Source organism: Stenotrophomonas sp. GD04054 (assembly GCF_029836955.1).
Taxonomy (GTDB): domain Bacteria; phylum Pseudomonadota; class Gammaproteobacteria; order Xanthomonadales; family Xanthomonadaceae; genus Stenotrophomonas; species Stenotrophomonas maltophilia_A.
Genome location: NZ_JAOECR010000031.1, coordinates 33,456 through 56,077, shown reverse-complemented (window position 1 = coordinate 56,077; position 22,622 = coordinate 33,456). Strand labels below are relative to the sequence as shown.

Genomic DNA, 22,622 nt, shown 5'->3' with positions numbered 1-22,622 from the left:
ACGCAGCTGCGCCGATGGTAGTGTGGCTCAAGCCATGCGAGAGTAGGTCATCGCCAGGGTTTACACCCAAAACCCCGCTGCTTACGCAGCGGGGTTTTTCTTTGTGCGCGCGAAATGCGGGTAGTGCCGGCCGCTGGCCGGCAACCCGACGGCGTTACATCGCCCGGTAGATCCACGCCATGCGTGGATGCCCTCCGTGAGGAACCACGGCGCCAACCAAGGTTGGCGGCTACCAACAGCAGGCCCACACAGCGATCGTTTGCCGGCCAGCGGCAGGCACTACAAGTAGATCCACGCCATGCGTGGATGCTCTCTGCATGGAACCACGGCGCCAACCAAGGTTGGCATCTACAACTGCAGGGCGCGATCACACACAAAAAAGCGGCGCCCTTGCGGGCGCCGCCTTGGCTTGCTTCAGTACTCAGTCGAGCAAGCTCGACGCTACTTCGCCGCAGCCGGGGCCTTGTCCTTCATCATCGCGTCGCGGGCTGCCTTGAACGGGTTGCCTTCGTACCAGTTCGGCCAACGATCGCCACCGGCCAGTTCCTTGCCGACGCCGTACATCAGCTGCAGGTCTTCGACGGTGCCGTCCAGCTTCCAGGTGGCCGCATCGAACTCATCCTTCGGGCCGTGGTAGCGGTTGGCGCCGTAGTCGGCTGCAGCCTTGCGGCCCGCGTCCACGCCACCCTCGCGCAGGTCTTCGCCGCCATCGGCGTACAGGGCCGGCACACCGGCCTTGGCGAAGTTGAAGTGATCGGAACGGAAGTAGAAGCCACTCTGTACCGAGGTCTCGCCGTGCAGGGTACGGTCCTGGGCCGCGGCCAGCGGCTTGAGGATGTCTTCCAGCTCCGAGCTGCCGAAGCCGGTGACGGTCACGTCCTTGGCACGGCCAGCCACCGACATCGCGTCGATGTTGATCACGCCGGCGATCTTGTCCAGCGGGAAGGTCGGATGGGCAACGTAGTACTTCGAACCCAGCAGGCCGGATTCTTCCAGGGTCACCGCCAGGAACACCACCGAGCGCTCCGGCTTCGGCTCCTGATGGGCCATTGCTTCGGCCACTTCGAGAATGCCGGCCACGCCGGTCGCGTTGTCGACCGCGCCGTTGTAGATGTTGTCGCCGGTCTCGCCCTCGTGCTTGCCCAGGTGATCCCAGTGCGCCATGTACAGCACGGCCTCGTCGGCACGCTTGCTGCCCGGCAGTACGCCCACCACGTTGCGCGACTGCTTCTGCGCGATCTGGCTCTTCAGATCGACCGCAGCGGTGGCCTTCAGCGGCACCGGCTTGAAGCCGCGCTTGCTGGCGTCCTTGTAGGCCTGCGCCAGGTCCAGGCCGGCACCGGCGAACAGCGCCTTGGCAGCGTCGGCACTCAGCCAGCCCTGCACCGGAATGCGGGCTTCCGGGTCATCCTTGGCCGGCAGGTCGTACTGCGGGCCTGCCCAGGAGTTCTTCACCACATCCCAGCCGTAGGAAGCGCCGGCGGTGTCGTGCACGATCAGCGCGGCAGCGGCGCCCTTTCGCGCAGCCTCCTCGAACTTGTAGGTCCAGCGGCCGTAGTAGGTCATGCGCTTGCCGTCGAACAGCTTCGCGTCATCGACATGGAAGCCCGGGTCGTTGACGAACATGACGACCGTTTTGCCCTTCCAGTCCTGGCCGGCGTAGTCGTTCCACTTCTGCTCCGGCGCGTCGACGCCGTAGCCGACGAACACCAGGTCGCTGGCATCGACCTTCACCTCGGCCTGGCCGGTACGGGTACCCACCACCATGTCGGTGCCGAACTTCAGCTCGGTGGTCTTGCCGCCCTGGGTGATCTTCAGCACGGTCGATTCGTCGGCCGTGGTCTCGGTCATCGGCACATCCTGGAACCAGCTGTCGCCGTTGCCGGGCTGCAGGCCGATGCGCTGCATCTGGTCGCGGATGTAGTTGACCGTCAGTTCCTCGCCCTTGCTGCCCGGGGCGCGGCCTTCGAATTCATCCGAAGCCAGCGTCTTGACCATCTCGGCGAAGTCGCCGGCGTTGATCTCCGGCGAGAACGCATGGGCCGCCGGCTTGGCAGTGGCGGTGTCGGTGGCCGGCGCGGGCGCCGGAGTGTCTTCGCCTTTGCAGGCACTGAGCGCGGCCGCAGCGGCCAGGCACAGGAGGAGTTTGCGGGGCATCGTCGATTCCTGGAAAACAAAGGGCGGCCGCACCACGTGTACGACCGGTAACAGCGAGTATCACCGAACCGATGGGCGCGGTGTGCTCAGTCCGCCGGAGCGGTTTCGGTGTCGAACGGGATCGGCTCGGCGCCGGTGACCGGGCCGATGCGGGCCGTGCGGTGCACGTACAGCACCACCTCGCGTTCGAACTGCAACGGGCCGTCCACCACGGCATTCGGACCGATGATCACGCGTGGCTTGCGGCTGGCGGTCAGCGAGACGCTGAAGTTCGGCTTGCGCACGTGCACACCGCCCTTGACCTGCGAACCGATGCCCACGGTGATGTCACCGTTGACGGTTTCCACGTCGTTGCCGACGCGGCTTTCGACCAGCCCGATGCCACCGTTCACGGTTTCAACGCCGCCTTCGATCTGGCTGCCGCGATCGCTGAAGATGCTGCCGTTGACGGTGCTGACGCTGCCGTGTGCGATCACTTCGCGGCCCAGGCGTACGCCGCCGTTGACCGTTTCGATCTTGCCGGTGCGCGCGCGATCGGCGACCTTGACCCCGCCGTTGACGGTGTCGATGCTGCCGGTCTCGACACCTTCGCCGACACGGATGCCGCCGTTGACGGTGTCCAGCTTGCCGTAGCGCTGGCCGGGTTCGGCGCTGATGCTGCCGTTGACCTTGCTGATGTTTTCCTGCGCTGCCACTGGCCCGGTGACCAGCAGTACGCCCAACAGCAGCGGAATGGAGAGAGCTTTCATGGGGACCTCGATGGATGTGCGGCTGGCAGGCCGCGTGCGGAGATGTCACCATTCCCCGGTACCCCCTGCAACTGCCTGAAGTCACTGGAAAGCCCTTGCGCAACAACGCCTTCCCATCACGCCGACATCACATCGCCGCTGCTCGCGGCGGGCGCTGCCTGCTGTTGGGGCTGGCCCTGGCACTGGCGTTGCCGCTGCCGGGTGCCGCGCAGACCACGCGCGAGACCGAGCGCAAGCTGCAGAAGCTGCGCAGTGAGCTGAAGGGCGTGGCGCAGGAGCGCCGGCAGATCGAAGGCCAGCGTGGCCAGGCCTCGCAGCAGCTGCGCGAGGCAGATGAGAAGGTGGCCCGCACCGGCCGTGCGCTTGCGCAGACCGAGACCGCGCTGCGCGAGCAGGGAAGGGCCCTGGCCGAGGCCGAACAACGCCGCAGCACGCTGCAGGTCAACCTCGCCCAGCAGCATCGCGAGCTGGCCGGCCTGCTGCGTGCGGCCTACCAGCTGGGCAACCACGCACCATTGAAGCTGCTGCTGTCGCAGGACACGGTGGCCGATGCCAATCGCGCCCTGGCCTACCACCGCTACCTGCAGCGTGAGCGGGCCCAGCGCATCACCACGCTGACCGCCGACCTGAAGGAACTGGAAGCGCTGCAGGCGCAGATTGCCGAGCGCAAGCAGAAGCTGCAGGGGGCGCAGCAGGACCAGAAGCAGCAGGCAGCGGCGCTGGAAGCCGACCGCCGCGATCGTGCAAAGACCGTGGCCTCGCTGGACGAGCGCTTCAAGGACCAGCGCGAGAAGGAACAGGCGCTGGGCCAGGACGCCAAGGCGCTGGAAACACTGCTGGCCAATCTGCGTGCGGCCGCCGCCCGTGCCGAGGCCGAGCGTCGCGCGGCTGCGCGCCGTGCGGCAGCGGAGAAGGCCGCTGCCGAACGTGCCGCACGCCAGGCCGCGGCACAGGGACGGCCGCCACCGCCCACCAAGGTTCCGCCGGCGGTGGCTTCCGCACCGGCGCCGAAGGTGGGGGGCCTGGGTTGGCCGTTGTCCGGCAACCTGCTGGCCCGCTACGGCGGCAAGCTGCCTGACGGGCGTACCAGCAGCGGCGTGCTGATCGGCGCACCGGCCGGCAGCACCGTCACCGCCGTGGCCGACGGCACCGTGGTGTTCTCCGACTGGATGACCGGCTACGGCATGATCCTGATCGTCGACCACGGCAATGGCTACATGAGCCTGTACGCCCACAACGACACCCTGCTCAAGGACGCCGGTGCACGGGTCAGCCGTGGCGATGCGGTGGCCAAGGTCGGCAACTCTGGGGGCCAAGGGGTCACCGCGCTGTACTTCGAGCTGCGTCGTGGCGGGCAACCGGTGAATCCGGACAGCTGGCTGCAGCGGCGCTGAATCCCGGCTCGCCACGTGCGGGCCGGATTCAACGGGAATTTAGCTGTGCTTCGCGCATAATCGGTGCATGTGCCTTGGGCACCATGCCACCGTCGACAGGAGTGATCCATGCGCGCAGCCCGTACCGCCACCCTCTTGCTGGCCCTGTTGCCAGCGCTGTCCTGGGCGCAGCAGACCGCGCCCGCCCCGAGCCAGGAAACCGGCGGGCAGGCAGCGAGCAGCGAGGAGGCGGTGACCTCGAAGGTGCCGCTGGAGGACATCCGCCGCTTCGTGGCCGTCTACAACGCAGTGCGGGCCGCCTACGTCGATCCGGTCGATGACAAGAAGCTGATGCAGGCAGCGGTGCGTGGCCTGCTGCTCGACCTCGACCCGCACAGCACCTACTTCAACAAGGAAGACGCGCAGGCCTTCGACGAACAGGCCAGCGGCGCCTACGAAGGCATCGGCGTGGAGCTGCAGCAGCAGCCGGACAACGCCAGCATGAAGGTGATCTCGCCGATCGACGACACGCCGGCGGCCAAGGCCGGCATCCTCGCCGGTGACCTGATCATCGCCATCGACGGCAAGCCGATCAGCGCGATCGATGCCAGCGAACCGCTGCGCGGACCGGCCGGCAGCAAGGTGGTGCTGACCATCGTGCGCGAAGGCAAGCCCAAGCCGTTCGATGTCAGCCTCACCCGCCAGACCATCCGCGTGACCAGCGTGCGCAGCCGCCTGCTGGAACCGGGCTATGGCTACATCCGCCTGAGCACCTTCCAGGCCGACACCGGTTCGGACTTCCAGAAGCACGTGCAGCAGCTGCAGAAGCAGTCCGGTGGCCAGCTCAAGGGCCTGGTGCTGGATCTGCGCAGCAACCCGGGTGGCCTGCTGACCGCTGCCGTGCAGGTGGCCGACGACCTGCTCGACAAGGGCAACATCGTCAGTACCCGCGGCCGCATCAGCATCAGCGATGCACGTTTCGATGCAACGCCGGGCGACCTGCTGAAGGGCGCACCGGTGGTGGTGCTGGTCGACGCCGGTTCGGCCAGTGCCTCGGAAGTGCTGGCCGGCGCACTGCGCGACAACAAGCGCGCCCGCGTGGTTGGCAGCCGCACCTTCGGCAAGGGCTCGGTGCAGACCGTGCTGCCGCTGGACAACGGTGACTCGGTGAAGCTGACCACCGCGCGCTATTACACGCCCAGCGGCAAGTCGATCCAGGCCACGGGCATCGTGCCGGAGGTCGAACTGAAGCCGGCCGCTACGCCGGCCGAGGATGCACTGCCGGCCAGCCTGAGCGATTACAGCGAAGCGACCCTGCCGGGTCATCTGCGCGGTGACGACGAGGGCACCGAGGGCTATCACGCCGGTGCGGTACTGCCGGGCGATGGCCCGATCAACGACGCGCTGGCCGAGCTGAAGACCCCGGGTTCGGTGGCTGCACGCTTGAAGGCCGAAGCGGCGAAAGTGGATGCGGCCAAGGCTGCGAAGGCCGCTGCCGCGAAGCCGGAAGCGAAGCCGGAAGCGAAGCCGGAAGCGAAGCCCATTCCGGTCCCGGCCAAGCCCTGACGGTAGCGCCGGGCTGTGCCCGGCGGACACCCTGCTCATCCACAAGGTGACGCGGCCGAGGCGTCGCCCGATAGAATCGGCCCATGGACGATTCGAACCTGGCGACTACGATCAGCCAACTGCTTGGTCGTGATCCGCTGCCACCTGACCGGGCCGCCACCTTGCTGGAATCCCTGGCGGTCCGCCATGGAATCGATCCGCGCTTTGTCTATTGGTGGGCAGGCAAAGCGACGTCTGATCAGACGATCCAATACGACAGCAGCGATGAAGGCCTTTCCTGCCTGGCTGAACTGCTGGCGGAAGTGAACGGTGAAATGTGCCTGGTAGCGTCAGATGAGCGCGCAGTGCCGTGGCCGATCTGGACTCTGCAGGCAAGTGAACTGATTCCTTTGCTCGGCGAGTTGCCGTTCTTTGAGTACTTCGTGGTGCTGGATGACGGCGCTACGCTGCTGTTCGATACCCACCACAACACGTTGGTGGTCAGTCGCGAGTGACGCATTCGGCGTCATCGCGGACGGAGCAGATCCATATCGATGAAGGAGTCGAGCACGCTCGACGCCACGAACGAGCGGGTGCGCGTGGAGCCGGCCAGCGGCCGGCACTACCAGGGGTCAGAAGCCGTGGCGCTTGCGCAGGCGGCGGGCGATGGCCGCCCGCACGTAGACCCCGTACACCACGCCGAACACGAAGCCGCCGATGTGCGCCCACCAGGCGACCATGCCGAAGCTTGGGCCGATATGGGCGAACACCACCTGCAGGGCGGCCCAGACGCCGATCAGCAGGTAGGCCGGGGCGCGCACGAACTCCAGGAACAGGCCGAGCGGAATGACCACGCCCAGCCGGGCGCCCGGGAACAGGGCCAGATAGGCGCCGATCAGTGCGGACACCGCGCCGCTGGCACCGATGATGATCTGGTCCGGGCTGCCCATGGTGTAGATCGCCACCAGGTTGGACACCGCGCCTCCGACTAGGAACAGCAGCAGCAGCCGCCACGGGCCCAGCACCCGCTCAGCAGGCAGGCCGAAGATCAGCAGGAACACCAGGTTGCCCAGCAGGTGTGACCAGTCCGCGTGCAGGAACAGGGCCGTGAACAGCCGCAGCACGCTGCCGTCCTGCAGGGTCGCCCACCAGTCCAGCGGGTGGGTCAGGCCGGTGGACAGCGCGCCCCAGTCCAGCCAGAGGCTGCCGCGGGCGTCGTCCGGACGCGAGATCGACCACAGGAACGCCAGCCACAGTGCCGCAAACAGCACGGGCGTGGCCCAGCGCAGGGCCGCCTTCTTGCGCGACGGGAGGGAGACGAACATGGGCAATAGCCTAGCGTGTGGGCGCTTACGGCGGGGATTGTCCTGTTCAGCTTCTGGGACGAAAAAAGCGCCTGCGCTGTTATTGTTTCATTAACAGCTCTGGGTAATACTCGCATACGGCGTCGTATGTCGGGAGGGGAATCCGGCGCGCTCCGAAGGGCCCCAAGGCCTGCCGGGCGCAGGCGCACTCAGAGCACCATCACCGCTTACCGGAGAGAGAACTACGATGCAAACCGCTTCCACCATTGCCCGTCTGACCCTGCTGGCCGTCGGCGTTGCCGGTGCGCTGGCCGCCGCCGACGCCAACGCTGCTGCCTTCCAGCTGAAGGAAAACAGCGCCAAGGGCCTCGGCCGCGCGTTCGCCGGTTCCGGCAGCGCCGAAGGCGACGCCTCCATCATCGCCGTCAACCCGGCCGGCATGCGCCAGCTGGAAGGCACGATGGTCCAGGGCGACCTGAGCGCCATCAGCTTCAAGGCCGAGTTCAAGGGCCAGGGCCGCAATGCGGCAGGCCGCCCGCAGACCGGTGGTGACGGCGGCGACGCCGGCATGATCGCTCCGGTCCCGGCTGCGTACTTCCACATGCCGATCGGCGAGAAGGCCCACTTCGGTGTGTCGCTGACCGCACCGTTCGGCTTCAAGACCGAATACGACAACGGTTGGGTCGGTCGTTACAGCGGCCTGAAGACCGATCTGAAGGCCATCGACCTTGGCTTCGCCGCGTCGTATGACGTCAACCCGTACGTGTCGTTCGGCGCGTCGGTGTTCGTCGAGCACCTGACCATCGAGCTGAGCAACGCCGTCGACTACGGCAGCATCCTGGCCGGCGCCGGCGCTCCGGGCTTCGCCCCGGGCAGCGCGGATGGCACCCTGAAGATCGAGGGTGACAACAATGCCGTGGGCTGGACCGTCGGTGGCCTGTTCTCGATCGACGAGAACACCCACATCGGCCTGAGCTACCGTTCGAAGGTCGAGCACAAGATCACCGGTGGTGATGCGACCTTCAGCGGCGCCGACCGCGCACGTTCGCTGCTGACCAACTCGCCGCGTACCCGCGGTTGGTTCATGGACACCAGCGGCAAGGCCACGGTGACCATGCCGGCCTCGGCCACCCTGAGCGTGACCCACAAGGTCAACGACCGCTGGACCGTGATGGGCGACGTGACCCGTACCGCCTGGTCGACCGCCTTTGACAGCGTCACCGTCGACTACGCGTCGCCGCAGGCGGACTCGGTCCTGGAGTTCGGCTACCGTGACACCACCTTCGTGTCGCTGGGCGCCGACTACAAGCTGAGCGACACCGTCACCCTGCGCGGTGGTGTTGCGCTGGACCAGACCCCGACCACCGACGCCCACCGCGACGTGCGCGTGCCGGATACCAGCCGCAAGTGGCTGTCGCTGGGCGTGGGCTGGACCCCGTCGGCAAACACCGAGTACAACTTTGGCTACACCCACCTGTTCACCAGCGATCCGAACGTGAACGTGCGTGCCACCACTGCCAACCAGGGCAACTCGCTGTCGGGCAAGTACAAGGTCCGTGGCGACGTGCTGGCGGCTTCGTTCCAGTACAAGTTCTGATTCGGGCCTCGGCCTGACGCAGCACACGGAAGGCCCCGCGCAAGCGGGGCTTTCTTTTTCTGTGGCCACGGGCCATCCACGCGTGGCGTGGATCTACCGAAGATCGCAGCCATCCACGGCGTGGATCCACGACAATAGCGCCATGAACCTGTCCGATCCGAACTTCCAGCTGGAGCTGGCCGCCAACATCGCCGTCGCCGGCTCGATCCTGCTGGCCGGCCGCAACAACGTGCACACCTGGTGGCTGGGCATCGTCGGCTGTGCGCTGTTTGCCGCGGTGTTCGAGCGCTCGCATCTGTACGCGGACATGGTGCTGCAGTTCTTCTTCATTGCCATCAGCGTGCTGGGCTGGTGGCAGTGGCTGCGCGGCGATCACGGTGCGCCGCTGCCGATCACCTCATTGCGACCGCGTGCATGGGCCTGGCTGGCGCCGCTGGCGGTGGTGGCCACGTTCGGCTACGGCTGGATGCTGACCCGCCTGACCAATGCCTATGCGCCGTACATCGATTCGGCGGTACTGGTGCTGAGCGTGATCGCGCAGATCCTGATGATGCGGCGCAAGCTGGAATCGTGGTGGGTGTGGCTGTTGGTGAACACCGTGGCAGTGCCGCTGTACTACAGCCGTGGCCTGCACCTGACCTCGATCCTGTACGTGGGCTTCTGGATCAACGCGCTGGTGGCGTTGCGCCACTGGCGGCACCTGATGCGGGGGTAGAGCCGAGCCCATGCTCGGCTGCACCGTGCAAGCCGAGCATGGGCTCGGCGCTACAGGAAACAAGGCACAAAAAACCCCGCTTTCGCGGGGTTTTTCGTTCACCGCATCAACCGGGCGATCAGTCGCCCAGGGTCAGCAGCGAGGCGTTGCCACCGGCGGCGGTGGTATTCACCGTCACCGTCTTTTCGGTGGCGAAGCGCAGCAGGTAGTGCGGGCCGCCGGCCTTCGGACCGGTGCCGGACAGGCCCTGGCCGCCGAACGGCTGCACGCCGACCACCGCACCGATCTGGTTGCGGTTGACGTAGACGTTGCCGACATGGACGCCGTTGCTGATGCGGTCGACGGTCTCGTCAATGCGCGAATGCACGCCCAGGGTCAGGCCGTAGCCGGTGGCGTTGATCTGGTCGATCACCGCGTCGAGCTGGTCGCCCTTCCAGCGGATCACGTGCAGGACCGGACCGAACACTTCCTTCTGCAGCTGGCCCAGGTCCTTCAGTTCGTACGCACGCGGTGCGAAGAAGGTGCCATTGGCCGCTTCGGCAGACAGCTCGGCGGCAGCAATCAGGCGCGCTTCGCGGTCCATGCGTTCGGCGTGGTCCTGCAGGATCTTCAGCGCGTCGGCGTCGATCACCGGGCCGACGTCGGTGGACAGCAGGCCGGGGTTGCCGACCTTCAGTTCCTTCATCGCGCCGGCCAGCATGGTCATCACCTTGTCGGCGATGTCGTCCTGCACGAACAGCACGCGCGCGGCCGAGCAACGCTGGCCGGCAGAGGTGAAGGCCGAACCGATCGCGTCCTTGACCAGCTGTTCCGGCAGTGCCGAGGAGTCGGCAATGAAGGCATTCTGGCCACCGGTCTCGGCAATCAGCACACCGATGGCGGCGTCACGTGCGGCCATCGCGCGGTTGATCGCACGGGCGGTGTCGGTGGAGCCGGTGAAGGCCACGCCGGCCACGCGCGGGTCGGCGGTCAGCGCGGCACCGACGGTGGCACCGTCGCCCGGCAGGAACTGCACCACCTCGGCCGGCACGCCGGCGTCATGCAGCAGCTTCACCGCGTAGTAGCCAATCAGGTTGGTCTGCTCGGCCGGCTTGGCGATGACGCTGTTGCCGGCGGCCAGGGCGGCAGCGACCTGGCCCAGGAAGATCGCCAGCGGGAAGTTCCACGGGCTGATGCAGACGAACACGCCACGGCCGTGCAGTTGCAGCTCGTTGGACTCACCGGTCGGGCTCGGCAGCTTCTCGGCGTGGCTGAACTGCTCGCGTGCCTGCTTGGCGTAGTAGCGCAGGAAATCCACGGCTTCGCGCACTTCGGCGATGCTGTCGGGCAGGCTCTTGCCGGCTTCCTTCACGCACAGCGCCATGAACTCCGGCATGCGCGCTTCCAGCTGGTCGGCGGCGTGCTCGAGGATGGCGGCGCGGCTGGCGGCCGGGGTGCGGTTCCAGGCCGGCTGCGCGGCCACGGCGTTGGCCAGGGCCTTCTGCACGGTGGCGGCATCGGCGGCCAGCCACTGGCCGACCACTTCGCGGGTGTCGGCCGGGTTGGTCACCGGCAGCGCGGCGCCGGCCGGGTTGGCACCCGGCACCAGCGGGGCGGCCTGCCACGGCTTCACTGCAGCGTTGATCTGCTCGGCGAGGGCGCGCAGTTCGTTGTCGTTGGCGAGGTTGGCGCCCATGGAGTTCTTCCTGTCGTGGTTCTGGCTGCGCAGCAGGTCAACCGGCAGCGGGATCTTGGGATGCGGAATCGATTCGAACGAAGCAACCATCTCGACCGGATCGCGGATCAGGTCGGCGATCGGCACGCGCTCGTCGGTGATGCGGTTGACGAAGCTGGAGTTGGCGCCGTTTTCCAGCAGGCGACGCACCAGGTACGGCAGCAGGTCTTCATGCGAACCGACCGGCGCATACACGCGGCAGGGCAGGTTCAAGCGGTCGGCCGGCACCACTTCGGCGTACAGGTCGTCGCCCATGCCGTGCAGCTTCTGGTGCTCGTACACGCCGCCATTGGCGATGCTGCGCACGGCCGCGATGGTGTGTGCGTTGTGCGTGGCGAACATCGGGTAGATCGCGTCGGCATGGGTGAACAGGCGCTTGGCGCAGGCCAGGTAGGAGACGTCGGTGTTCTGCTTGCGGGTGAACACCGGGTAGCCCGGATAGCCTTCGATCTGCGCGCGCTTGATCTCGGCGTCCCAGTAGGCGCCCTTGACCAGGCGCACCTGCAGGCGGCGACCGGCGCGGCGGGCCATGTCGGCCAGGTGGTCGATCGTGTACGGCGTGCGCTTCTGGTAGGCCTGCACGACCACACCGAAGCCATCCCAGCCGGCCAGCGACGCATCGGAGAACACCTGCTCGATGATGTCCAGCGACAGTTCCAGGCGGTCGGACTCTTCGGCGTCGACGGTGCAGCCGATGCCGTAGCTCTTGGCCAGCTGTGCCAGTTCCAGCACGCCCGGCACCAGGTCCTTCAGCACGCGCTCGCGCTTGGCGTGCTCGTAGCGCGGGTACAGCGCCGACAGCTTGATCGAGATGCCCGGGGCGTTGTTGACGTCGCCATCCGGACGGCCGCCGCGTGCCTTGTGATCGCCGCCGATGGCGTGGATCGCACGACGGTAGTCTTCCAGGTAGCGCAGCGCGTCCTTCATGGTCAGCGCGCCTTCGCCCAGCATGTCGAAGGAGTAGCGGTAGCTGGCGTTGTCGCCCTTGTGCGAGCGCGACAGCGCTTCGCTGATGGTGCGGCCCATGACGAACTGGTGGCCCATGATCTTCATCGCCTGGCGCACGGCCAGGCGCACCACCGGCTCACCGACGCGGCCGACCAGGCGCTTGAACGCGCTGGGCGCATCGGCGCGGGTGGCGTCGTTCATCTGCACCAGCTTGCCGGTCAGCATCAGGCCCCAGGTGGAGGCGTTGACCAGCACCGAGTCGCTGCCGCTCAGGTGCTTTTCCCAGTCGGCATCGGCCAGCTTGTCGCGGATCAGCTTGTCGGCGGTGTCCTGGTCCGGAATGCGCAGCAGCGCCTCGGCCACGCACATCAGCAGCACGCCTTCCTCGCTGCCCAGGTCGTACTGGCGCATGAAGGCTTCGATCGCGCCCTGGTCCTTGGCACGCACGCGCACGCGGCCGACCAGGTCGGCGGCCAGCGCCTGTACCTTGGCCTGCTCCTCGGCGGGCAGGCGGGCCTGCGCCAGCAGCTCGCGCACGTGGCTGGCCTCGTCCTTCAACCAGCCATCGGTGATGGCCTGGCGGAACGGGTTGGGGGGCGCCGGCAGTTCCGGCGACAGCAGCGCGCCGGGACGCAGGGCGTCGGTGGCGGCAGGGGAGGAGGAAGGTGCGTTCATGCCGGTCCGGCCAGTGGAAAACTTGGCGATTTTAATCATTTTTGCGGGTTGCGGAAGTGCCCCTCAGCCACCTTCGTGAAGCGCTGATAGCCCCTAGCTGCGGTGGATTCAGCGTGTTCAGCAAGCTCGGCAGAATTTGTGCTGAATTCGTCATTCGCACCGCCGACCTCATGCTGTGTTGCAGCATGGGAAAAAGTGTGAATGCACCCTTGCTACCGGCGAGAGGGCGGGGCTACCATCGAGACGTTTCCCGCGGCAGGAACGCGGTTGCGACATGATCGAGGTGCTTCCAGCTCCGGATGGGTCAGGTACGCAGCTGCGGCTGCGTCCCCCACGGGCGCTCGATGCCCGGCAGTTCGTCCTGTTGTTCACCGTGTTGTCGGGTGCGATGTGGCTGGTGTCCGCCCTCGGGTGGTTGGCCGGCAATGCATTCGCCCCCCTGTTCGCGCTGCTGTACAGCCTGGTGCTGGCAGCGGCACTGCGTGCCTTGTGGCGCAGTGGTGAACGGCAGGAGGAGATCCGGGTAGTGCCGGCGTACGTGGAGGTCATCCCCGTACCCGGTGGATCGCCGGTGTTCCGGGCCCACCCCCACTGGGTGCGCCTGCTCACCGACGACGAGAGGGTCCGGCTGGCATCCAGCGGCCGGCAGGTGGAGGTGGGGAGTTTCCTCGCGCCGGCCGAACGTCAGACGCTCGCAGAGACACTTGAAAGCTTGCTCGCCGCCAGCGATGGCGGCAACCGACGACGCTAAGGGTCTAGGCAATGAAGCAAAGCAGCAGGTGGGGCACGAAGTGCGTTGCAGCGGTCGCCGCCATGGTGGCCGGGGGACTGATGCCGGCGTTGGCCTGGGCCCAGGCGGCCGATCCCAAGCCGTGGCAGCTGAACATGGGCAAGGGGGTGACCCAGACCTCGCGCCTGGCCTGGGAATCGAACAATCTCTCGTTGATCATCTGCACGGTGATCGGCGTCATCGTGTTCGGGGCGATGGCCTACGCCATCTTCAAGTTCCGCAAATCCAAGGGTGCGGTCGCCGCCACCTTCAGCCACAACACCAAGGCCGAGATCATCTGGACGGTGATCCCGGTGATCATCCTGATCGTGATGGCATGGCCGGCCACGGCCAACCTGATCAAGATGTACGACACCCGCGATGCCGAGATGACGGTGAAGGTCACCGGCTACCAGTGGATGTGGAAGTACGAATATCTCGGCGAGAACGTCACCTTCACCAGCCGCCTGGACCGCGAGTCCGACCGCGTGCGGCAAAGTGGCATCGTGCCGACCCGCGAGACTCACCCGCATTACCTGCTGGATGTCGACAACCGCCTGGTGCTGCCGGTCGATACCAAGGTGCGCTTCGTCATCACCTCCGACGACGTGATCCACGCCTGGTGGGTGCCGGCGCTGGGCTGGAAGCAGGACGCCATCCCCGGTTTCATCAATGAGGCCTGGACCAGCATCGAGCAGCCCGGCGTCTACCGCGGCCAGTGCGCCGAGCTGTGCGGCAAGGACCATGGCTTCATGCCGATCGTGGTCGAGGCGGTGTCCAAGGAAGAGTTCAAGCAGTGGCTGGCGCAGCGCAAGCCGGCGCCGCCCGCCGAGCCGGCAACGCCTGCGGCACCTGCCGAACCGGCTGCACCGACGGGAGAGGCACCTGCTGCGCCTGCCGCTGCTGAAGCCGGCAGCGCGCCTGCCACCGCGGCCAGCGGAGCGTGATGTAAAGCCCGCGGCCGTTCGCGGCCGTGGTGACAACCGATTCTGAGAGGTGTTTTGCAATGGCGCACTCGGCAGTTGGGCACGACGATCACCATCACCAGCAGAGTTTCTTCGAGCGTTGGTTCTTCTCGACCAACCACAAGGACATCGGCACGCTGTACCTGGGTTTCAGCTTCATCATGTTCATCATCGGTGCGGCGATGAGCGTGGTGATCCGTGCCGAGCTGGCGCAGCCGGGCCTGCAGTTCGTCAAGCCCGAGTTCTTCAACCAGATGACCACCGTGCATGCGCTGGTGATGATCTTTGGCGGCGTGATGCCGGCCTTCGTCGGCCTCGCCAACTGGATGATCCCGCTGCAGATCGGCGCGCCGGACATGGCGCTGCCGCGAATGAACAACTGGTCGTTCTGGCTGTTGCCGGTGGCTTTCAGCCTGCTGCTGCTGACCCTGTTCCTCCCTGGCGGTGCACCGGCCGGCGGCTGGACGTTGTACCCGCCGCTGTCGCTGCAGGGCGGCTACAACGTGGCCTTCAGCGTGTTCGCGATCCACGTGGCCGGCATCAGTTCGATCATGGGCGCGATCAACATCATCGCCACCGTGCTGAACATGCGCGCGCCGGGTATCGACCTGCTGAAGATGCCGATCTTCTGCTGGGCCTGGCTCATCACTGCCTTCCTGCTGATCGCGGTGATGCCGGTGTTGGCCGGTGCGGTGACCATGCTGCTGACCGACAAGTTCTTCGGTACCAGCTTCTTCAACGCCGCCGGTGGCGGTGACCCGGTGATGTACCAGCACATCTTCTGGTTCTTCGGGCACCCCGAGGTCTACATCATGATCCTGCCCGCCTTCGGCGTGGTCAGCGAGATCATCCCGACCTTCAGCCGCAAGCCGCTGTTCGGCTACCAGGCGATGGTGTACGCCACCGCCGCGATCGCGTTCCTGTCGTTCATCGTCTGGGCCCACCACATGTTCACCGTGGGCATGCCACTGGGCGGCGAGATCTACTTCATGTTCGCCACCATGCTGATCTCGATCCCGACCGGGGTGAAGGTGTTCAACTGGGTCAGCACCATGTGGCGTGGCTCGCTGACGTTCGAGGCGCCGATGCTGTGGTCGGTGGCCTTCGTCATCCTGTTCACCATCGGTGGCTTCTCCGGCCTGATGCTGGCCATCGTGGCGGCTGACTTCCAGTACCACGACACCTACTTCGTGGTCGCGCACTTCCACTACGTGCTGGTGACCGGCGCGGTGTTCGCGCTGATCGCGGCGGTGTACTACTGGTGGCCGAAGTGGACCGGGCGGATGTACAGCGAGAAGTGGGCCAAGGTGCACTTCTGGTGGTCGATCGTGTTCGTCAACCTGCTGTTCTTCCCGCAGCACTTCCTCGGCCTGGCCGGCATGCCGCGCCGCATTCCCGATTACAGCGTGGCCTTCGCCGACTGGAACCTGATCAGCTCGATCGGCGCGTTCGGCATGTTCGTCACCCCGTTCATGATGGCCGCGATCCTGCTGTCCTCGCTGCGCAATGGCGAGAAGGCCGAGGCCCGATCGTGGGAAGGTGCGCGCGGCCTGGAATGGACGCTGCCGTCGCCGGCACCGGCGCATACGTTCACCACGCCGCCGACCATCCGCCCGGGGGATCTGGCGCATGACGACATCACGCATTGAGGTGGGGCATGCATAACGAAAGCCCGCTCCCGATCGGTAGAGTCGAGCCATGCTCGACTGACGAAAAGCAGCCGACCAACGGTCGGCTCTACAACAGCGAAGCGCAGCCGACCAGCGGTCGGCTCTACCAGGGTGGAAGCATCGAGCAGCAACGCCAGCGCGCCAGGCGCACGGCGATGTGGGTCGGCGCCATCGCCGTGCTGGTCTACGTCGGTTTCATCCTCAGCGGGGTGATCGGCCGATGAGCGAGGCGCCGGCCACCACACCGTCACGCAGTGCGGGGCTGCCGCGCCTGATCGGCGTGGCGGTGGCGGTGTTCCTGCTCACGTTCTCGCTGGTACCGCTGTACCGCATCGCCTGCGAAAAGGTGTTCGGCGTGCGCCTGGAACGCGGTCCCGGCAGCGAGGCCAGTACCGGCGCGGCGGCCGGCAAGCGCACCGTGCGCGTGGAATTCGATGGCGGGGTCAACTCACGGCTGCCATGGTCGTTCCATCCCGAGCAGCTGACCATGGACGTGGTGCCCGGCGAACTCAACGAAGCGCTGTACTTCGCCCGCAATGACAGCCAGCAGGCAGTGGTCGGCAGCGCGGTGCCTTCGGTGGCACCGGCGCGTGCGTCGGGCTTCTTCAGCAAGACCGAGTGCTTCTGTTTCACCGCGCAGACGCTGCAGGCCGGCGAGAAGCGCGACATGCCGGTGCGCTTCATCGTCGATCCGGACCTGCCACCGGAGATCAAGACGATCACGCTGTCCTACACCTTCTACCGCAACGACGCGCTGTCCGATCGGCTGGCTCCGGCCGCCACCTCGGAAGGCGCGCACGCCGCACCCTGACCTCGGATACCGACATGGCCCAGACACCGACCGACGCCAACGTGTACTTCGTCCCGGCCCAGAGCAAATGGCCGTTCGTGGGTTCCATCGCGATGATGGTGACCATGGTCGGTGTGGCCAGCTGGCTCAACGATGCCAGCTGGGGACGCTGGACGTTCTACATCGGCATCGCGATGCTGGTGCTGACCCTGTTCTGGTGGTTCAGCGACGTGGTGCGCGAATCGCAGGCCGGCAACTACAACCATCAGGTCGATGGCTCGTTCCGGATGGGGATGATCTGGTTCATCTTCTCCGAAGTGATGTTCTTCGGTGCGTTCTTCGGCGCGCTGTTCTACACCCGCAACCTGGGCCTGTCGTGGCTCAGCGGCGAAGGCCGCGGGGTGATGACCAACGAGCTGCTCTGGCAGGGCTATTCGGCGGGTTGGCCCACCAATGGCCCGGCGGCGATCGGTGGCGCGTTCCAGACCATTCCGGCCTGGGGCCTGCCGCTGATCAACACGCTGATCCTGCTGACCTCCGGCGTGACCCTGACCATCGCCCATCACGCGCTGAAGGCCGGCAACCGTCGCCAGCTGCTGATCTGGCTGGGCCTGACCGTGGTGCTCGGCCTCGGCTTCCTGACCCTGCAGGCGGAGGAGTACATCCACGCCTACAAGGAACTGAACCTGACGCTGGGCTCGGGCATCTACGGTTCAACGTTCTTCATGCTGACCGGCTTCCACGGCGCGCACGTGCTGCTGGGCACGATCATGCTGATCGTGATGTGGCTGCGTTCGGCCAAGGGGCACTTCACCCGCGACAACCATTTCGGTTTCGAAGCCGCCGCGTGGTACTGGCACTTCGTCGACGTGGTGTGGCTGATGCTCTTCATGTTCGTCTACGTGCTTTGACCGCGCACGTATCGGTGGCCTCAGCCGCCGATGCCGTGCGGTTTGATCCAGCCCATGTAGATGCTCACGATCACCAGTACGATCAAGGCCACCGACACCCCGATGCGGCGTGTCAGTGCGTTGACCGTGCGCTTGGTCTGGCCGCGGTCGACCAGCAGGTAATACAGGCCGGCGCCCAGATTCCAGACGATGACGATCAGAAACGCGATTACCAGCAGGGTCTTCAGCGAATCACTCATGCGCGGCTCGAGGGCAGGGTGGATGGGCCTATCTGACCGCGTTTGCGCGGACTTGTCATGATGCGCCAGCACACGCGCCTGATCGGCTGGCTGCTGGCGCTGCTGGCGATGGCTGCTTTCACCGCGTTGGGGCTGTGGCAGCTGCAGCGCATGCATGCCAAACAGGCAATGTTGGATGCACAAGGTCCAGCCGTGGCACAGGCGCTGCCACTGGCGCAGGCTCTGGCGGCGCCCGGCGCGTTGCACGGCGTGGCCGACCACGGCCGCTTCCTGCCCGGCGTGGTGCTGCTGGACAACCAGACCCGGCATGGTCGCGCCGGGGTGAAGATCTATCGTCCGTTCCGCAGTGACGGAGGCAGCGCGCTGCTGGTCGACCTCGGCTGGCGCGCGCTGCCGCCGGATCGCACGCTGCCGGATGTGCCGGCGCCGCCTTCGCCGGTGGCGGTGCGTGGGTTGTTGGCGCCGCCGCCGTCGGCGGGACTGGCACTGGGCCCGGCGTTCTCCGCTACCGATGAGGCCGGGCGTTGGCTGGCCAGCCGTCTGCCGGCCGAAGGCCTGGCGCGCGCGCTGGGGCTGCAGGCGTTACCCGAACGCGTCCTGCGCCTGGACCCGGCACTGCCATTCGGCGACGAACGCGATCTGGACCTGCTGCCGAACACGCTGCCGCCGCAGCGTCACCTGGGCTACGCCGTGCAGTGGTTCGGCCTGGCCCTGACCGTGCTGGTGGTCGCGCTGGGGCTGGAGTGGCGCAGGAGACGTGCCGTGGCCCGGTAGTGCCGGCCGCTGGCCGGCATCCCCTTGGATTCCTGGATGCCGGCCAGCGGCCGGCACTACCGGGGCACCACACCCGCATCCCTTACCCAACCATGAGAAAATGCCCCGCATGAACACTGCTACGTCCCCGCAGGCGCGCGGCTCCGGCCGCCGGACCCTGGTGCTGCTGTTTGCCGTGTTCTTCGGTGCGATGGCACTGGCCGCCGTGCTGCGCTTCTCCGGCTGGCAACCGACCGGGCACCGCAATGCCGGCCAGCTGCTGAAGCCGCCGGTGGACCTGCGCCAGCAGGCGCCGACCCTGGCCAGCGGCCAGCCCTACGCCTGGAACCCCGAGGCCCGTACCTGGCGTCTGCTGGTGGCGCCGGCCGGTGCCTGCGACGCGCAGTGCGTCACTTTGTCGCAGGGACTGGGCAAGGTGTGGCAGCTGTTCGGCCATAACGCCGATAATGTCGAAATCCTGTGGCTGGGAACGCCACCGGCGTCGATCGCCTCGCTGCCCGCGCTGCGGCCGCTGGCTCCGTCGCCAGCACTGCGCGCGGCCCTGCCCGGCGTCGACGATCCGGCTGGCCTGCCGGTCTACGTGATCGATCCGAACGGCTTCGTGATCATGCGTCATGCCCCGGGCACCGACCTGGGTGGCCTGCGCAAGGACATGGCCACGTTGCTGAAACTGAAGTGAGTCCCGTTTGATGAGCCTTTCCGCGCGTCCGGCGCTGCACCGCAATTTCCACCGCCTGGCGTGGTTCGCCATGATCATGACCGCGAGCACGATCATGTTCGGCGCGTTCGTGCGCCTGTCCGATGCCGGCCTGAGCTGCCCGGACTGGCCGACCTGCTATGGCCAGGCCACCTGGCCGCAGCATGTGGAAGAGACCATCGGCCACCCGGCGGCGGAGATCCGCCCGCTGGAGACCCACAAGGCCTGGCGTGAGCAGGTGCACCGCTTCCTGGCTGGCGCGCTGGGCATCGAGATCCTGACCCTGGCCCTGTTGGCCACGCGCAAGCGGCGATTCGGAAGCACGGCGGTGGTGACCGCCTGCGTGCTGGTGGCCGCCGGCATACCGCTGTACATGATGGGCTGGCATGGCACGGCCAGCGTGCTGGCGTTGATCGGTGAGGCGGTCCTGCTGATCGCCGCGCTGCGCTGGAGCAACATCGACCTGGCGCGCGCTGCATTGCTGACCCTGGCGGTGGTGATCTTCCAGGCCTTGCTGGGCATGTGGACGGTGACCCTGCTGCTCAAACCCATCGTAGTGATGGGCCATCTGCTCGGTGGCATGCTGATGTTCGGCCTGCTGGTGTGGATGGCCTGGCGCGCGACGCACATGCCGATCACCCTGGCCGAGGCGCCGAAGCTGAAGTGGCTGCTGCGCATCGGCGTAGCGGTGCTGGTCACCCAGATCGCGCTGGGGGGCTGGGTCAGCGCCAATTACGCGGCGCTGGCCTGCGGCGGTGGCAGCGCCTCGCTGGACAACTTCCCGCGCTGCGCCAACCAGTGGTGGCCGCAGCATAACTTCGTCGAAGGCTTCACCCTGTGGCGTGGCATCGGCGTGGATTACGAAGGCGGCGTGCTGGATGGCGCCTCGCGCATCGCCATCCAGATGGCACACCGCCTGTTCGCGGTGGTGGTGGCCCTCTACCTGCTGTGGCTGGGCGTGCGCCTGTTCCGGTTGCCGAGCATGCGTGGCTGGGCCAGCGCGCTGATCGCGCTGCTGGTGCTGCAGGTCACCCTCGGCATCCTCAATGTGAAGCTGGCGCTGCCGCTGGAAGTGGCGGTGGCCCACAACGGCGTGGCCGTTGCCCTGTTGTTCGTGCTGGTCAGCCTGCTGGCCCGCCTGCGTGCCCCGGACTGATTCCATGTTTTCCAATTACCGCCAGTACTGGGACCTGACCAAGCCCAAGGTCGTTGCCCTCATTGTCTTCACCGCCCTGGTCGGCATGGTCCTGGCCATCCCCGGCGTGCCCAGCTGGGAGCAGGTGCGCGCCGGCGTGCTCGGCTTCCTGGGCATCTGGCTGGCCGCTTCGGCCGCCGCCGCGATCAACCAGCTGCTGGATGCGCACATCGATGCGCAGATGGCCCGCACCTCGTGGCGGCCGCTGGTGGTGGGCAAGGTCAAGCCGTGGCAGGTGCTGGTGTTCGCCGGCGTGCTGATCGTGCTGTCGATGGTCATCCTGGTGCTGTGGGTGAACCTGATCACCGCCGTGCTGACCTTTGCCTCGCTGATCGGCTACGCGGTGATCTACACCGTGTACCTCAAGCGTGCGACCTCGCAGAACATCGTCATCGGTGGCCTGGCCGGCGCGATGCCGCCGATGCTGGGCTGGGCTGCGGTGACCGGCATGCAGGGTTCGTCGGACTGGGCGTACTCGTCGCTGCTGGTGCTGATCATCTTCATCTGGACGCCGCCGCACTTCTGGGCGCTGGCGATCTTCCGCCGCGAGGACTACGCCAAAGCGGAGATCCCGATGCTGCCGGTGACCCACGGCGTGGTGCACACCCGCAAGCAGATCATGGTGTATTCGGTGGTGCTGGCGCTGGTCTGCCTGCTGCCGTACCTGGTGGGCATGAGCGGTGCGTTCTACCTGGGCGGCGCGATCGTGCTCAATGCGGTGTTCCTCTGGTACGCCTGGCGCATGCTCAATCCGCCGGACGAACTGTTCTCGATGAAGATGTTCTATTACTCCATCGTCTACCTGATGGCGCTGTTCGCCTTCCTGCTGGTGGACCATTGGATCCTGCCCTGGCTGTAGAGTCGAGTCATGCTCGACTCGGGGGCGGATCCCCGTCGGGGCTCTGACCCGGTCTGATGGTGGGCGCATCCACGCATGGCGTGGATCTACTTGAACCGCGGTTGCTGTGTCGCCATTGCTGTTCCTGACCCCAAGGAAAGGAAGGCGCAGGGATGCATTCGATCTTCCGCTGGACTGCGGCGCTGCTGCTGACGCTGGGCATGGCCCTTAGTGCGCATGCCGACGACACCGCCGTGCAGATCCGCCAGCACGCCGGTGAGCATCGCCTGCTGGTGCTGGGTGAATTTCACGGTACCCGCGAGACACCGCTGCTGGTACGCCAGCTGGTGGACGACTACAGCCGTAACGGCCCGGTCGTGCTGGCGCTGGAACTGCCACGCGGCGAAACCCCCACGTTACGCGATTACCTGGCTTCCGATGGCGGCGAGCAGGCACGCCAGCAGCTGCGCAGGCGTGCCTTCTGGAGCGTGCGCGACGACCAGCACGATGGCCGTCGCAGCCGCGACATGCTGGCGATGATCGAAAGCCTGCGCGTGCTGAAGTCGCAGGGGCGTGTGATCGAAGTCGTTGGCTATGACGTCAATGCCAGCAAGGGCGGCAACCAGGCACGCGATGACCGCATGGCTACCGAGTTGCGGCGCCTGTACCGGCGCCTGCCGGCTGACGCACGCATGCTGGTGCTGACCGGTAACGTGCACGCCATGCTGCAGCGGCCGGGCGGTGCGCCGCCGGAAATGCAGACCCGGCCGATGGCATCGGCGTTGCGTGATCTGGACATCTACAGTGTGCGGCTGGGAGCACAGCGTGGTGAGACTTGGGCGTGCCTTGACCGATGCTCGGCCAGGCCATTGCCGGAACAGGCGGCGCGAGGGCCGCGGGTGGATACTCATGCGGGCCGGCAATACGACCTGTGGGTGTGGATGCCGCAGCTGAGCGTCGGCACGCTGGCAGAACCGTGAATCCACGCGTGGCCAAT

General features: G+C 66.6%; 21 protein-coding genes. 16 read left to right on the top strand and 5 right to left on the bottom strand.

The genetic code is table 11. The features are described from left to right. Positions 1-441: 441 nt before the first annotated feature. The gene (locus N7573_RS14690; RefSeq protein ID WP_049401620.1) at positions 442-2,157 is read right to left on the bottom strand and encodes a M28 family metallopeptidase; all 1,716 of its coding nucleotides are present in this window, start codon (positions 2,155-2,157) and stop codon (positions 442-444) included. An 86-nt stretch (positions 2,158-2,243) separates the two neighbouring features. Then, positions 2,244-2,906 carry a hypothetical protein gene (locus N7573_RS14685; RefSeq protein WP_032129713.1) on the bottom strand — a complete coding sequence of 221 codons (663 nt, stop codon included), beginning with the start codon at positions 2,904-2,906 and terminating at the stop codon, positions 2,244-2,246. A gap of 95 nt (positions 2,907-3,001) precedes the next feature. Between N7573_RS14685 and N7573_RS14680 the strand changes: the two genes are divergently transcribed. The 3 genes from N7573_RS14680 (at position 3,002) to N7573_RS14670 (ending at position 6,339) form a co-directional block, all read left to right on the top strand. After that, complete coding sequence (locus N7573_RS14680; RefSeq protein ID WP_049461916.1) at positions 3,002-4,300, top strand: peptidoglycan DD-metalloendopeptidase family protein; 1,299 nt, start codon at positions 3,002-3,004, stop codon at positions 4,298-4,300. Between the two features lie 108 nt (positions 4,301-4,408). Then, positions 4,409-5,845: a S41 family peptidase gene (locus N7573_RS14675; protein WP_279912647.1), complete on the top strand. Its 1,437-nt coding sequence runs from the start codon at positions 4,409-4,411 to the stop codon at positions 5,843-5,845. A gap of 83 nt (positions 5,846-5,928) precedes the next feature. Next, positions 5,929-6,339 (top strand): hypothetical protein, encoded by a 411-nt coding sequence (locus tag N7573_RS14670; RefSeq protein ID WP_279912648.1) that lies wholly within the window; start codon positions 5,929-5,931, stop codon positions 6,337-6,339. Positions 6,340-6,456: 117 nt separating this feature from the next. Here N7573_RS14670 and N7573_RS14665 read toward each other — a convergent pair whose 3' ends face one another. Beyond that, complete coding sequence (locus N7573_RS14665) at positions 6,457-7,149, bottom strand: rhomboid family intramembrane serine protease (protein WP_019662230.1); 693 nt, start codon at positions 7,147-7,149, stop codon at positions 6,457-6,459. Between the two features lie 226 nt (positions 7,150-7,375). On the opposite strand from N7573_RS14665, the gene N7573_RS14660 reads away from it, so the two are divergent. Further along, positions 7,376-8,725 carry an outer membrane protein transport protein gene (locus N7573_RS14660; RefSeq protein WP_032129717.1) on the top strand — a complete coding sequence of 450 codons (1,350 nt, stop codon included), beginning with the start codon at positions 7,376-7,378 and terminating at the stop codon, positions 8,723-8,725. Between the two features lie 142 nt (positions 8,726-8,867). After that, positions 8,868-9,440, top strand: coding sequence for a nicotinamide riboside transporter PnuC (gene pnuC, locus N7573_RS14655; protein WP_032968313.1), 573 nt, complete (start codon positions 8,868-8,870; stop codon positions 9,438-9,440). 118 nt (positions 9,441-9,558) lie between these two features. Here pnuC and putA read toward each other — a convergent pair whose 3' ends face one another. Further along, the gene (putA, locus tag N7573_RS14650; protein ID WP_279912649.1) at positions 9,559-12,777 is read right to left on the bottom strand and encodes a bifunctional proline dehydrogenase/L-glutamate gamma-semialdehyde dehydrogenase PutA; all 3,219 of its coding nucleotides are present in this window, start codon (positions 12,775-12,777) and stop codon (positions 9,559-9,561) included. Positions 12,778-13,051: 274 nt separating this feature from the next. Between putA and N7573_RS14645 the strand changes: the two genes are divergently transcribed. From N7573_RS14645 to N7573_RS14620, 6 genes are read left to right on the top strand one after another with little or no spacing between them, the layout of a single operon-like run. Then, the gene (locus N7573_RS14645) at positions 13,052-13,528 is read left to right on the top strand and encodes a DUF2244 domain-containing protein (RefSeq protein ID WP_004153894.1); all 477 of its coding nucleotides are present in this window, start codon (positions 13,052-13,054) and stop codon (positions 13,526-13,528) included. An 11-nt stretch (positions 13,529-13,539) separates the two neighbouring features. Beyond that, entirely contained in the window at positions 13,540-14,493 is a 954-nt protein-coding gene (gene coxB / locus N7573_RS14640; protein ID WP_279912650.1) for a cytochrome c oxidase subunit II, read from the top strand. A 59-nt stretch (positions 14,494-14,552) separates the two neighbouring features. After that, positions 14,553-16,160, top strand: a complete 1,608-nt coding sequence (ctaD, locus tag N7573_RS14635; protein ID WP_004153896.1) for a cytochrome c oxidase subunit I — start codon at positions 14,553-14,555, stop codon at positions 16,158-16,160. An 8-nt stretch (positions 16,161-16,168) separates the two neighbouring features. Next, positions 16,169-16,405, top strand: a complete 237-nt coding sequence (locus tag N7573_RS14630) for a hypothetical protein (protein WP_279912651.1) — start codon at positions 16,169-16,171, stop codon at positions 16,403-16,405. Continuing rightward, entirely contained in the window at positions 16,402-16,992 is a 591-nt protein-coding gene (locus N7573_RS14625) for a cytochrome c oxidase assembly protein (protein WP_279912652.1), read from the top strand. Before N7573_RS14630 ends, N7573_RS14625 begins: the two co-directional genes overlap by 4 nt. Positions 16,993-17,006: 14 nt before the next feature. After that, positions 17,007-17,882, top strand: coding sequence for a cytochrome c oxidase subunit 3 (locus N7573_RS14620; protein WP_005412024.1), 876 nt, complete (start codon positions 17,007-17,009; stop codon positions 17,880-17,882). Between the two features lie 20 nt (positions 17,883-17,902). Here the strand turns inward: N7573_RS14620 and N7573_RS14615 are convergent, their stop codons facing one another. Then, complete coding sequence (locus N7573_RS14615; RefSeq protein WP_010484233.1) at positions 17,903-18,121, bottom strand: twin transmembrane helix small protein; 219 nt, start codon at positions 18,119-18,121, stop codon at positions 17,903-17,905. A 57-nt stretch (positions 18,122-18,178) separates the two neighbouring features. Here N7573_RS14615 and N7573_RS14610 point away from each other — a divergent pair, with 57 nt between their 5' ends. The 5 genes from N7573_RS14610 (at position 18,179) to N7573_RS14590 (ending at position 22,605) form a co-directional block, all read left to right on the top strand. After that, on the top strand, positions 18,179-18,895 hold the full coding sequence (locus N7573_RS14610) for an SURF1 family protein (protein WP_279912653.1): 717 nt from the start codon (positions 18,179-18,181) through the stop codon (positions 18,893-18,895). A gap of 109 nt (positions 18,896-19,004) precedes the next feature. Continuing rightward, a complete protein-coding gene (locus N7573_RS14605) occupies positions 19,005-19,574 on the top strand; it encodes a hypothetical protein (RefSeq protein WP_032129724.1) in 570 nt (189 codons plus the stop codon). 10 nt (positions 19,575-19,584) lie between these two features. Continuing rightward, a complete protein-coding gene (locus N7573_RS14600; RefSeq protein WP_279912654.1) occupies positions 19,585-20,748 on the top strand; it encodes a COX15/CtaA family protein in 1,164 nt (387 codons plus the stop codon). A gap of 4 nt (positions 20,749-20,752) precedes the next feature. After that, positions 20,753-21,646, top strand: coding sequence for a heme o synthase (gene cyoE, locus N7573_RS14595; RefSeq protein ID WP_010484229.1), 894 nt, complete (start codon positions 20,753-20,755; stop codon positions 21,644-21,646). A gap of 152 nt (positions 21,647-21,798) precedes the next feature. Continuing rightward, on the top strand, positions 21,799-22,605 hold the full coding sequence (locus N7573_RS14590) for a calcium-binding protein (protein ID WP_182267114.1): 807 nt from the start codon (positions 21,799-21,801) through the stop codon (positions 22,603-22,605). The last annotated feature ends 17 nt before the right edge of the window (positions 22,606-22,622 follow it).